The sequence below is a fragment of the Planktotalea sp. genome (genome assembly GCF_039984035.1).
GTDB lineage: Bacteria > Pseudomonadota > Alphaproteobacteria > Rhodobacterales > Rhodobacteraceae > Planktotalea.
This window is the reverse complement of record NZ_JBDWVM010000436.1, coordinates 1-11819: the sequence shown is the minus strand read 5'-3', so window position 1 is coordinate 11819 and position 11819 is coordinate 1. Positions and strand designations below refer to the sequence as shown.

Annotated in this window: 12 protein-coding genes; 5 read left to right on the top strand and 7 right to left on the bottom strand. The window is 51.2% G+C overall.

Annotated elements, in window-relative coordinates:
- Positions 1–702: MBL fold metallo-hydrolase (locus ABJQ89_RS19435; protein WP_348497809.1), on the bottom strand; the 702-nt coding region annotated here is incomplete at its 3' end.
- 101 nt (positions 703–803) lie between these two features.
- Here ABJQ89_RS19435 and ABJQ89_RS19430 point away from each other — a divergent pair.
- Positions 804–1379 (top strand): TetR/AcrR family transcriptional regulator, encoded by a 576-nt coding sequence (locus ABJQ89_RS19430; protein WP_348497808.1) that lies wholly within the window; start codon positions 804–806, stop codon positions 1377–1379.
- 76 nt (positions 1380–1455) lie between these two features.
- Positions 1456–2094: an MSMEG_1061 family FMN-dependent PPOX-type flavoprotein gene (locus tag ABJQ89_RS19425; protein WP_348497807.1), complete on the top strand. Its 639-nt coding sequence runs from the start codon at positions 1456–1458 to the stop codon at positions 2092–2094.
- Positions 2095–2147: 53 nt separating this feature from the next.
- On the opposite strand, the gene ABJQ89_RS19420 is transcribed toward ABJQ89_RS19425, so the two are convergent.
- On the bottom strand, positions 2148–3047 hold the full coding sequence (locus ABJQ89_RS19420; protein WP_348497806.1) for a LysR family transcriptional regulator: 900 nt from the start codon (positions 3045–3047) through the stop codon (positions 2148–2150).
- Between the two features lie 108 nt (positions 3048–3155).
- Here ABJQ89_RS19420 and ABJQ89_RS19415 point away from each other — a divergent pair, with 108 nt between their 5' ends.
- The 3 genes from ABJQ89_RS19415 (at position 3156) to ABJQ89_RS19405 (ending at position 6311) form a co-directional block, all read left to right on the top strand.
- Entirely contained in the window at positions 3156–3779 is a 624-nt protein-coding gene (locus ABJQ89_RS19415; RefSeq protein ID WP_348497805.1) for a glutathione S-transferase, read from the top strand.
- Positions 3780–3791: 12 nt separating this feature from the next.
- A complete protein-coding gene (locus ABJQ89_RS19410; RefSeq protein ID WP_348497804.1) occupies positions 3792–4268 on the top strand; it encodes a nuclear transport factor 2 family protein in 477 nt (158 codons plus the stop codon).
- Between the two features lie 69 nt (positions 4269–4337).
- On the top strand, positions 4338–6311 hold the full coding sequence (locus ABJQ89_RS19405) for a pyridoxamine 5'-phosphate oxidase family protein (RefSeq protein WP_348497803.1): 1974 nt from the start codon (positions 4338–4340) through the stop codon (positions 6309–6311).
- Between the two features lie 1681 nt (positions 6312–7992).
- Here the strand turns inward: ABJQ89_RS19405 and ABJQ89_RS19400 are convergent.
- The 5 genes from ABJQ89_RS19400 to ABJQ89_RS19380 all read right to left on the bottom strand — a co-directional run bounded on the left by ABJQ89_RS19400 (position 7993) and on the right by ABJQ89_RS19380 (position 11570).
- Entirely contained in the window at positions 7993–8487 is a 495-nt protein-coding gene (locus tag ABJQ89_RS19400) for a hypothetical protein (protein WP_348497802.1), read from the bottom strand.
- Complete coding sequence (locus ABJQ89_RS19395; protein WP_348497801.1) at positions 8487–8876, bottom strand: hypothetical protein; 390 nt, start codon at positions 8874–8876, stop codon at positions 8487–8489. The genes ABJQ89_RS19400 and ABJQ89_RS19395 overlap by 1 nt, the downstream gene beginning before the upstream one ends.
- A gap of 525 nt (positions 8877–9401) precedes the next feature.
- Positions 9402–9629 (bottom strand): AlpA family transcriptional regulator, encoded by a 228-nt coding sequence (locus tag ABJQ89_RS19390; RefSeq protein ID WP_348497800.1) that lies wholly within the window; start codon positions 9627–9629, stop codon positions 9402–9404.
- 145 nt (positions 9630–9774) lie between these two features.
- Positions 9775–10488 (bottom strand): hypothetical protein, encoded by a 714-nt coding sequence (locus tag ABJQ89_RS19385; RefSeq protein WP_348497799.1) that lies wholly within the window; start codon positions 10486–10488, stop codon positions 9775–9777.
- A complete protein-coding gene (locus ABJQ89_RS19380) occupies positions 10485–11570 on the bottom strand; it encodes an integrase arm-type DNA-binding domain-containing protein (RefSeq protein WP_348497810.1) in 1086 nt (361 codons plus the stop codon). Before ABJQ89_RS19380 ends, ABJQ89_RS19385 begins: the two co-directional genes overlap by 4 nt.
- Positions 11571–11819: the final 249 nt, after the last annotated feature.

The window sequence follows — 11819 nt, the reverse complement described above, 5'->3', positions numbered from 1 at the left end:
GAGGCCTGACTTCCAGCCGTCAAAATTGCCGTGACCACAGAACAAGTGACAGTTGTTATACAACATATCTTGCGCGATCAGGACTTTCTGATCTGGCAAATAGATCGTCATCATGTTGTCGGATTCCGCATCCGTCACGTGGCGGAATTCGAAGGTTACGCCGTCAATGACCTCGGTTGCGCCATGCGCGATCAAATGGGTGGGTACAACTTTGGTTGGTGGTACGTGCTCTCCCAGAGACTCGATGCTGATCTCGATGAAAAACTCGCCCAGTTGGGCAATCTCTGCCTGCGTTTCTGCGAAGGAATAGATCGGAACATCGCGGAACTGGTAGGCGCCAAACCAGTGATCAGGATGTAGGTGCGAGATGATCATACGATCAACAGGTTTGCCTGTCGCCTCGGCGTAGTCGCGGATTTCTTGACCGTAGATGACGGAACGCTGACCATCCACGAACACAAGACGTTCGGGCGTCTCAATCACGTGCGTTGTGACGCAACCAGTCAGGTCCGGGCTCTGGTAACTGTGGATTTTCACGTCGCCAAAATCGGCAACTGTAACCACGCCGTGCTGCAGCGGTGTTGTGCCCTGACCCAATGGGCCACCGCCAAGGATATTTGCTCTTACGATGCTGGGTGCGGCAAGGGTTGTTGCTGCACTGCCCACCAACAATGAGCGACGATTTAATTTGAGATGTGACATGGTGATCCTTTTATCTATCAAGTACTAGGTAGACAATTGTTAGACTCTTGCTTTTGGCCTGTCAACAGTCTATCTATTGCTTGGTAGATAAGGAGACCGTGATGCAACCAGCAAATCCCACAAACAAGGCTTTGGATATCCTGGAGTCCGCGCGCGCGTTGATGATGGATCGCGGGTTCAACGGATTCAGCTTTCGCGATGTCGCCGCAGACGTGGGGATCAAAAGCGCAAGCATTCACTACCACTATGCAACCAAGGCGGATTTGGCGGAAGCCACCGCACGTGCATATCGGCGAGCGTTCAGTGACGTGACGACGCAAATCAATGCCGGTTCTGCGACAGAGAAACTGCGCGCTTACGGGGCCTTGTTTGTCACTACCTTGCGCGAGCAAGGGCAGGTCTGCCTTGGTGGTATGTTGGCGGCAGACATGGCGTCTTTACCAGATCAGGTTCGAACTGAAGTGGCGCAGTTCTTTGCTGATCAATCCGATTGGGTTGAAAATGTCGTCCGTGAGGGACAAGCCAATGCGCAGCTCCGCACAGATTTAGATCCGGCGCTGTTTGCCAAAATGTTTGTGTCCAGCCTTGAAGGTGCAATGATAGTCTCGCGAGGGCTTGAACAACCACAAGGCCTCGAAGACGCGTTAGAAATGCTTGTCCTATTAGTTAAATCATAGGCCTGTCACCGTACAAAGGCAAAAAGTGCGGTGCATGACGCACTGATTTCGTGCGAGCACCACCGAAGAGGTACACATGAGCAATCCAATCCGTGAAGAATTTCTGATCAAAGATATCCCAGAATTTCGTGAGCGTTATGGCGATACGACGGCCACGATCTATGAAAAGTCGGCTCCGTTTCTGAGCGAACCGATGCAAAAATTCGTAAAGCTGTCCCCGTTTTGTGTGGTGTCATCGCAAGATGCGGCGGGTCATTCCGATATAACACCGCGCGGTGATCCCGTTGGATTTGTGGAAGTTGTGACTCCCAAGCTGCTGCTTATCCCTGATCGTCCGGGCAACCAGCGCTTTGATACATTTCGCAATATCTTAACTCAGCCTGCGGTGTCGGTTCTATTCATTATCCCAGGTGCGTTTGACACGTTGCGGGTCAATGGCCGTGCATTGGCGACCCGTGACCCTGATCTGCTGGAACGTTGCGCCATCAAGGGACGTGTGCCGCCTGTTGGGTTGCTGATCCAAGTGGACGAAGCATACGGTCATTGTTCCAAAGCGATCCGCCGTGCGGGGATCTGGGATGTCGACACCCACATTGACCGGCACGAGGCCCCAAGTTTGGCGGATCTTATGTCTGCACACAAAGACTATGCCAAAGATGTCCTTGATGACATGGATGAACGTATCAACCGCGATATCAAAACCAACATGTATTGAATTAAAATCTACTGGAGGCTTAATGCGGCATACCCAAGGCTTGCACAGGTTTATCACGCACCATCAGGGCATAATTCCGGATCGGTAGCGAGGTGATCAATGAGCGCACGCACTCTTGTTGTGAGATGTCGGTTTTGTGGAAAAAGTGCTGCCACGACATATGGCGCGATGCGGTGCTCTGCAAAAAGTTCGACTAGCTCACCAGACGACAGCGCCTTCGCGACCGTATAGGCAGGGCATCGTGCGATTGCGGCTCCTGCTGCGGCGAGGCGTGCCGATCCTGCTGGCGCGTTCATCCGAAATCGTCCGTTAACCTGCACCGATTCCTCTTGGCCGTTGACGTCAAACCTCCAGACTGTCGGCTCGGTCATGTTGCCGTCCAGAATACAGTCATGGCCGGTTAATGCCTGTGGGTCACGCGGGGTTCCAGCGTGCTCTAAATAGGTGGGCGATGCGCACACGACCAACGGCATCCGACCAAGTTGCCGCACCTTAAGCGAGCTGTCCCGCATCGGACCGATCCTGATGGCGAGATCAAGGCCTTCCTCAATAATCGAAACTCTGCGGTCCGAAAATTTTAGATCAAGTTCAACATGCGGGTGTTTCTTGGCAAATTTGGCAAGCGATGGTGCAAGCCGCACTGCGCCAAACCCTGTGGGCGCTGAAATGTGGATCACCCCGCGTAGAGATGCCTGTTCGTTCCTAACCCTGTCCTCAAGTTCATCGAACCCATCGAGGAGCGGCGCACACAACGCCAAGTATGTCGTACCCGCATCTGTCAAAGCGACACTGCGTGTCGTGCGGTTGAGTAGCTGCACACCCAGCGCGCCTTCCAGATCGGCCACGTATTTGCTGATCAGACGCGCGGATCGCCCCATACGCTGCGCCGCGACGGTGAATGAGGCGTTTTTCGCGACCAGCGCAAAGGCGCGCATGCGGTCAATCTTGTCCATATCTTTGCGCCCTTTCAGTTCTTAAAGTTACGCCAAAATTGACGATTATCCCACAAGAATGCAACGGGTATGACTCGATTAACGTCTGGAAACCAATTGGAGACACTGATGTCAAACGCCGTTCGTATTCACCATTTCGCCAAATCAGGTCACGCACACCGTGCTTTGGTGTTCGCAAAACTTGCTGGGATTACACATGAAGCCGTTCCCGTTGATTTGGCCACCGGTGCGCATAAATCGCCTGAATTTCTTGCAATGAACCCGAATGGCCAAGTGCCGGTTCTTGAAGATGGCGATGCGATTGTGTCGGATTCGAATGCGATCCTTGTCTACCTTGCGCGGGCGTATGCTCCTGATTGGATCCCCAACACGCCAGCCGGTGAAGCGGATGTTCAACGCTGGCTGACGCTCGCGGCTGGAGAGATTGCGTTTGGGTCATGTGCAGCCCGATTGATTACAGTTTTCAACGCACCTTTGGATGTAGATTTTGCCGCTGCTACGGCTGCGAAAGCCATGCAAAAGCTGGAACAAGGGCTTGAAGGTCGCGATTGGTTGGTCGGTGATCGTCCAACGATCGCTGATGTTGCGACCTATTCGTACACAGCTCATGCGCCTGAAGGGAATGTTTCACTTGATCCTTATCCAAACGTGCGCGCGTGGATTGCCCGTTTCGAAGTCCTGCCAGGGTTTGAGGCAATGCCCACGACCGCCGTTGGCCTTGTGGCCGAATAAGAGGATTTCACAATGACGGCAGAAGCACCGCGCCATCCGTTACCGCCCTTTACCAACCAGACCGCCATCGAAAAGGTGCGCCTTGCCGAAGACGGCTGGAACGGGCGCAACCCCGCAAAGGTCGCGCTTGCCTACACGCCCGACAGCAAATGGCGCAATCGCGCGGAATTCCCGCGAGGCCGTGTCCAGATTGAAAAATTCTTGACCCGAAAGTGGGACAAAGAATTGGACTATCGGTTGGTCAAGGAACTGTGGACCCATAATGGCAATCGCATTTCTGTGCGTTATGCCTATGAATACCACGATGACAGCGGCAACTGGTTCCGCGCCTATGGTAACGAAAACTGGGAGTTCGACGAAAATGGTTACATGGACCGTCGGTTTGCCAGCATCAATGAACATCCGATTGAAGAGACCGATCGGATGTTCCGTTGGCCGTTAGGGCGCCGCCCCGACGATCACCCAAGTCTGAGCGACTTGGGTCTCTAATACAACAAACGGTAACATCAAAAAGCTTTTGGCATCACAGGCTTTCGATCAAGGCAGAAAGATTAGGTAATGGCGCAGATCCATAAATCGCACGAAGGTGAGTTGCAGTTGCAAACGCTGCGCAACACGCCACCTGAGCTTATCGACGCCATTCCGAAATATATCAACAGCGACCTGCCGCAGCAGCATGCGGACTTCTTTGCGGACCTGTCTTACCTGCCATTGGCGACCCTGGATATCCAAGGGCGCCCTTGGGTCAGTCTTTTGGTCACAACGTCCGACGATGACCCAACCCTTGGCATCAACGTGCGCGGGGGTAACAGAACGGATGTCACTGCCAAAACATCGCCAAATGACCCCTTTGCACGCGCCTTAAAGCAAGAGCCTCTTTCTGCTGGCGAAGAACGGCTTTTTGCTGGTGTCGGGGTTGATTTCAGCAACCGTCGGCGCAATAAAATTGCGGGTTCGATCAACGAGGCCTCTGTGGATGATACAGGAAAAATACGGCTTGGGTTGCTATCTAACCAGCACCTCGGGAATTGCCCAAAATACATTACTATGCGCAGATTGGCCCGTGTGCAACGCCTTGCCGAACTCTCTCATGACAGCTTTGAAGCAAGCACCTCTGCCCTGCCCGCTGACGCGAAGGCGGTGATCGACCGTGCCAGCACTGCCTTTCTTGCGACAAAACACATCGCGGTAAACAATGCAGCAGGCACCCAAACCGATATGGGGGTTAATCACCGCGGTGGGGCCCCTGGCTTTACACGCCTCTACGAAGAAAGAGATGGCGACCGCGTTACGACGTATCTGGTTTTGCCCGATCATTCTGGCAATCGTTTTTACCAGTCTTTAGGCAACATTGAAACGGACCCGCAAGTCGGTCTTGTATTTCCCGATTTCACAACGGGCCATGTCCTTTACGTCACAGGTGAGGCTGAAAACCTGCTCGATCAAGACGCAGAAACGATTATGCCCCGGGTCAGTTTGCTGACGCGTATCAAGGTGACGGGAGCCGTCTTTGTGAAACAGGGTCTCGACCTTGAGTTGCTCACGGATGAGCAGTTTTCGCCTTATAACCCGCCAGTAAGGTATCTGCGGCAAGAAATGGATCAAATGGGGCACACCACAGCTGCCCAAGACAGCGCGGCCGCAATCACGGCGACACTTGCCTCAACAAAAGCCCTGTCCGAAACCATCACGACATTTAATTTCAAGCTCTCGTCACCCATCAATGCTCTTTTGCCTGGCGGGTTTGGTGTCTTTGACTTCTCTGATATGCTGGATGTCGGGTACAACCATATGAACGATGCCAACCCGCAGTTGGTGAACGAAGATTATGTGCGCACTTGGACGCTTTCCAGCGCGCCCCGTTTTGATGCACATAAAAATGCGTTTGGCTCTGCGGATGAAGTAAGCGTCACCGTCAAACGTAAGCGGGGTGGTTTGATATCCAATGTCTTGCATGACAATGCCGACAAACTGATCGCACAGAAACTGCCCATCGCATTCAAAGGCACCGGCGCGGGTTTCACCTGTTTCACTCCCTCCGCTGAGGGCATCCCGCCGAATGTCCCGTCGCAGATGCTTTGGATCGCTGGTGGCGTCGGCATTACGCCCTTCATGACGATGTGGAAAGGTATTCTTGAGGTGGCGAACGCACGCCCCAACCAGATTTCGACCGACATAGTGCTACTATTTTCAGGACGTGATGATGATATCAACGTCCTGAGCCATTTTGCATCGCAACATGGATCGCGTCCCGAACACCTGCGGCTGCGCATCGTCGCGCTTCAAAGCAGCAGTAGCACCCCCGCCACAGCGGGCTTGCCACGCGACGGCTTGCGTCAGGCGTTCCCAGACGACGTCCTAACGATTGAAGAGCGGCGCATGCGGGGTGATGATATTCAATCCGTCGAAGACCTCAATGATCGTGAGGTGTTCATGTGTGGGCCCGACCCTTTGATGAATTGGAGCGAAACAGTGCTCAACGATCTGAACGTCGAAGACTCTCGATGTCATCGCGAGTCTTTTTTGTTCTGAACGGGATGTTCATGCAGTCACAGCGTCATACGATTCCAGTTTAGTCGAGGCCAATAGCTTTTCGAAATGGGAAAAGCTACTGGCCTGATGATACGGGTTGCTATCATAAAAAGTGACGGCCCTAGCTAAGGTTTGTCGTGCGCCATGGACGATCGCCGCGGTCAATAGAACTACATTGCTCCGGCGTCGCAGAGGTTTTTCTGCGGAGCGGTATTAAAGGTCACCGTCATCGGTTTGGTGGTCAAAGGTTATCACTCGATCCAATCTGGTTTTACCCGTAATCAGTAGTTGTTGCACTAGCAGCAAGTCGGTGTTTTGCCTGCGACTTGGGCGTTCCGTTCTAGCTAAAGCTTGCATGAATAGCGGCTTTTCTCGCGGCTTAGTGGCATAGGAAACCACGCTTTTGTAGAAAGTTGCATGATGCGAGTGCATACGCAAAAAAATCAATAGGTCTGGTGTGGCCTTGAAACAGCCGTCAGATCGACCGCAGGTTTATTAATTTTTGTCATTCGATGAATGGCAGCTTCCGCCACACGGCTTCACCATTGATGCAACCGCGGCGAATGACTGGTATCCGCCAATTATGTGGACAAAATACGTGTTGCTGCGCAGAAAGTAGGTAGCCTGAAGAGCTTCTCCACTTTCTTTCTAGCCGCATTCAAATCGCATATTATTTGGTTTTGCGGATTTTGCAGGCGACTTGACCGACTTCTTAATGTTCTTCGTATGTAAACACGCGCCCGTCTGCTTTTGGGCATCACTTTGTTTTTGCTGGGCTGGTCTGACAGACTTGCTTTAGCGCCTGAAACTCGACGAGTCCTAAGGGCGGGCCCACGTTTGCTCCAAAGGCGATCTCTAAATCTATACGATTTGTCTCAAAAATGACAGGGTACTTCAAATTTTGAATTACCCGAAAAATGTTAACTTTTGTTAATGTTTGCGTCTTGTCAGAGGCTAAGGTTTTGAGAATTTCTGGGAACTATAAAGCATTTACAGAAATAAACTTAGCCCGCTTTCTAGAAAGGTTTCAGTCTTTGGTTCGAATTCCTGCTCTTTTCGCTAGGATCGAGATTTGCAGCTTGTCTGGGAGAAAGCCTATTTTCACTGCATATGCTGCCCGCCTTTCTGTCATTCTTCGGAGCGACTATAACAGATTGCGTTGGTGTTTTCTCGCTGCCGTACAAAACCGCAGTTAGAGACTTACCTATGATGATCGGATTTGACACCCTGTTGAATGCAAGCCAGAAAAAGCGGAACTCCCTGTTTTTTCGTTCAGGATCTGCTGTGAAATGACCAGCGCTTTGATCGCGCCCGTTTGCATAAACTGCTTTGGTGCGTGTCCTATGAGCCTATTTTCTCCTCTCGCGCATGACGCGCTGCTTGTTAGACCCTCGTTTCAAAAGCGTTAGTTTCTTCGCCTCAGCTTTTACTGGGCCGGGCCTATTTAGGAAACGCCTTACCTTCGCTCGATATGGGCGCGCCTCTGACCGTCAAGAATCCCGTAGGGGTATGGTATATAAGGAGGTCTTAATTCTTGAGACAGCAAACACCCCAAAACACCCTAAACCGTCATAGTTTTTGAGACAGGCCGTCATCATTTTCATGATAAGAAACGCCAAACCGTCATAACTTTAGAGACAGGACCGTCTCAAAAACTGGGTTGGGATTCTAAATTTGGCAATCATGCCTTCCTCCCATTTAGAGGAACCACATTCCCTCGTGAATGAGGCGCTCTACCATTAAATCCATTCGGGTTGTTTGTTACCGCCTTTAGCACTTTGAAGTCCTGCCCAGGCCGCCATCTGAGAAATAGTTTTCTCATTCCTTTTGAATGCGGCAAAGCGATCTCGGTAACTTCATAACAAGGGCACTGAGCATCAGGACCACCACTCAAACAACCAGTTTCAGTTTGCACAATGAAACCCTTAGCTTGCAATTCATGGAACGCTTTAGCTGCCGTGTTTACCGAGCAGCCAAGTCCTTCAGCCGCCTGTCTTACCGATAAGCGTAGCTTGCCATTATTGTTCGCCTTTGCCCCTTTCCACTCAAGTTTGATTAATGGATACAGAGCTTGTGCTGTTGACGATAACGCTCGCCAAGCTTCGGTTTGCATGGTTGTGCGCAACATTTTGGTATAATGCTCGTACTTTTTCTCGTTCTTCTTGCCCTGTCCCACTACGCTGCCCTTCTAGTTTGAACGTATTCGAGGAACGAAACTTGATGTTCAGGTTTCATACGACGAAAGCAGGCGAGACAATACGCCTTAAGCTCGTCTGGAGTAGCCAAATCGGCCCAAGACGTTGCCTCGTTCAGAAAGCTGAACAAAGGGGCAATTGGTTGGCCTGCGCCATCTAACAGAGCTGTTTGGCCGACTTGTACAGCATCCTCGTCGCTCAACGACCGCAGTGCCGCAAATGCCAATGCCGCACATTCTCTTGGTTCGAGCCTCGATCTTAGAATGGTCGTAAATCCGAACCAGTGATCTGTACCGTTCAACCAGAGCACATAGCTCAAGGAGCAAGACACCCGAATGATGTTGTCAGGGATATGGTGTGAAGTGCTCATAGCGCGCACCGCGACTTTACGGCCTGCGCCTTGAGGATTGGCGCGGTTGCATCGCTGTCATGCCGGCACTCACTTTCATTGAGCTTGAGAGCGATCCCTACCGCCAATGGCGCGCATCCCGAAGCGCGACAGCGGATTAGCCAGCAACCATCGCTAGAACGCCTAATGGAAACACAGCGTCCGAAGAACCGGCCATTGCGGCCATGACAGACGAGGCACGCGACCCAGATAGCACAACAACTAATTGTAGCGCCCAGCGCCTTTGAAAGCGCGATTAGAACTGGATCAGGGATAAACGTTCGATCAAATTGTAACATCAGAATTCGTCCTTTTGAACATGCCTTCTCTGATCACGGAAAAGCTATGTTTCCGCGTTGAAAGCTGAGTAAATGTTGAGGTTTTGCTTGTTCGAACAGGGCGGTATTGATACAAAAGTCAGGCTAAGAAGTCTTTGTTGAGACCTACGTTTCAAACAAGCTAGGGGCTGAACTCGACTATCGAGGCCAGCCCCTTTTCAGTGATATTTTAGACGATGTATCGCTTGGCGCTTTCTTCAATTTGATCTTGGATCCATTCCTGGATGACGCTCTCTGGCCATGCGACGGCCGTAACGCCTATCTTGACAGCGCGCGGGAATGTTCCAAGATTCATACGATTGTAAATTGAAGTGCGCGAAAGACCGGTCATCTCCTCGACAGCAGGGCGGCGCAACATTCGTTCCAAAACGGGACAGTTTTTGATGTGCTCTGGCATATTTCTCCTCCTTTCTTGATCAGGTACTGGCGTGTGCCGATGTGTATGGAGAGGAAGCTAGAAACCAATATTTAGGCGGTCAAACTAAGAGTTTTCTAATTAGCCGAGTAATTAGGCTACAACAGTTTAAGCACTGATAATAAGCCTATTTCTTCTTTGGACCTCTCGTGGCCAGATGTGGAGCAGCCTTTACTGCTTCTTTCCACGCATCCCTCTGAAGCTTGACTGGAAAATGGCTAGAATGAATTTTTTCTAAATCAGGCTTTGATATTGTCAGGTCAAGATGAGCATGGTTAGCAATCGCTTTCCCAACTGTTTCCGGCGTTGCCTTTGGAAACAAGTAAGCAACTGTCACGGAGTTGATACATTTTTCAGCAACCTTTTGATCAACAACAACAGGAGCAAAGAGAAATGCTCCAAACATCGTGTTCAGTTCGAACAGTGTAAAATCTGAGCCGGAGTCACTCACATCTGCTTTAATCGGACCACTGCCTAAAGTACCCGTCCTCATATCCAGAATAGGGCTTGCTGGGCACTCAATAGGAGGTAACGTCCCGAAACCTTCAAATGGGCTTTTTGTTGCGACTTCCGCAGTTAATAGCGCCGTCGTACCCAATGGTGTAGTAATGCCCAGTTTACCTGCCTCGGCCCACTTGCTTAAGTTAGCCCAAACCTGTGTTTCTGCGGCGGACAACCTAAAGCTTAGTTTAAGATCTTCAATTTCATCATCAGGGAAAGGATCTTTGCAGTACTCTCTCCAGCTATCTCGAACGTGCTGTTCAGTTACAACGCCCACAAACTTGCGAAACAAACTATTCACTAACAAACTTACGGGCATCCACCCTTCTTGATGTATCATCGCACAATACTCACAACATCCGCACTCTTCTTGGTGACGTGCGCCGCCCAGCGCTGAAGGACGATCCTGCGTTGATCCAAGTAGTCAGACCGTCGATAAGCACGCTCTACGCTTCCTCCGACCTTATGAGCGATGGACATTTCAGCGACCTCGTAAGGTGTGCTCGTCGCTTCGTCTATCCATTCCCTCAAACTAGATCGAAAGCCGTGAGGACGTTCATCCATCTTTCGGCGCTCCATTAAGCGAGACATTGTTGCATCGCTGATTACGCCTTTGCGTACGGCTGGAAAGAAGAAGCCATCTTTGGACGTTGTTTCACTTAGGATCTCGAGCGCTTCGATTGACAGTGGTACGCGAAACGGCTCTGCCGCGTCTTTCCGAGACTTCATAAGTTCAGCCGGGATGGTCCAAACATCGCCCTCAACTTGGCTTTCATGCATGAAGCGCAATGGCTTTGATCTAACACCGGTCAGAATAAGCAAACGCAGGGCTAGGTGTGTCGTCGTTCCTTCACTCAGGCTTTCATAAAAGGCAGGCACCTCGCGCCAAGGCAAAGAAGCGATATGCGTAACCTTATGGCGCTGGGCACCGAGCAGGGCCTTTGCCTTGTCCGTTGCTTGCAAGTCTACATCCAAACCTAGAGCAGCTGCATGGCGAAGAACGATCGACAACCGAGTGATCGCCTTACGCGCTGTATCGGCCTTCTCATGCCAGATAGGGGCCAAGGTGTCCCTTACTGCCAGTTGGTCTATCTCGGCCACTGGGCGGGCTCCCAGCTTGGGCAAAACGTGTAAATCTAGTGGTGATAGCCAGCGACCAGCTTTCCCATCATCTTTAAGCTCAGCTTTGCGCGCTTCAAATGCATCTAGAGCGACGTCTCGCAGTAAGTGCATTCGGCGTTCTGCTTGTCGCCGCTCTTTGTTTCTTTCTGTTATAGGATCAAGACCTTGGCGAACGACTTCGCGCCATTTGCGCGCTTGGCCTCGCGCTTGCTTGAGCGTTACATCGGGAAACGGACCCAAGCCCATCTCTCGACGACGACCTCCAGACGTGTGAAAGAAGAGCCACTTACCTGCGGTCAGACTACGCTTATGAAGCCACAGCCCCCACCATCTCCATGCTTGCCAGCTTTGAGCCCTAACATTGACGCTGCAACCAGTTTGTTAAGTTCAGACATTGAATACCTTTCCGACAACAGGCCCCACTTTCAGCCCCACCCAATACATTGCATTGATGGGAATGATTGGGAACAAGTGAGAAAGTGATAAAGACGCAATGTGCTGATTTTATTGACACTTATATTCCTATTGATTCCAGAGCATTCCTTGTTC

What these genes read in the sequence shown, in the direction of transcription:
- ABJQ89_RS19430 (WP_348497808.1), top strand. Translation starts at nt 804, where the DNA reads ATGCAACCAGCAAATCCCACAAACAAGGCTTTGGATATCCTGGAGTCC.
- ABJQ89_RS19425 (WP_348497807.1), top strand. Translation starts at nt 1,456, where the DNA reads ATGAGCAATCCAATCCGTGAAGAATTTCTGATCAAAGATATCCCAGAA.
- ABJQ89_RS19420 (WP_348497806.1), bottom strand. Translation starts at nt 3,047, where the DNA reads ATGGACAAGATTGACCGCATGCGCGCCTTTGCGCTGGTCGCGAAAAAC.
- ABJQ89_RS19415 (WP_348497805.1), top strand. Translation starts at nt 3,156, where the DNA reads ATGTCAAACGCCGTTCGTATTCACCATTTCGCCAAATCAGGTCACGCA.
- ABJQ89_RS19410 (WP_348497804.1), top strand. Translation starts at nt 3,792, where the DNA reads ATGACGGCAGAAGCACCGCGCCATCCGTTACCGCCCTTTACCAACCAG.
- ABJQ89_RS19405 (WP_348497803.1), top strand. Translation starts at nt 4,338, where the DNA reads ATGGCGCAGATCCATAAATCGCACGAAGGTGAGTTGCAGTTGCAAACG.
- ABJQ89_RS19395 (WP_348497801.1), bottom strand. Translation starts at nt 8,876, where the DNA reads ATGAGCACTTCACACCATATCCCTGACAACATCATTCGGGTGTCTTGC.
- ABJQ89_RS19390 (WP_348497800.1), bottom strand. Translation starts at nt 9,629, where the DNA reads ATGCCAGAGCACATCAAAAACTGTCCCGTTTTGGAACGAATGTTGCGC.
- ABJQ89_RS19385 (WP_348497799.1), bottom strand. Translation starts at nt 10,488, where the DNA reads ATGATACATCAAGAAGGGTGGATGCCCGTAAGTTTGTTAGTGAATAGT.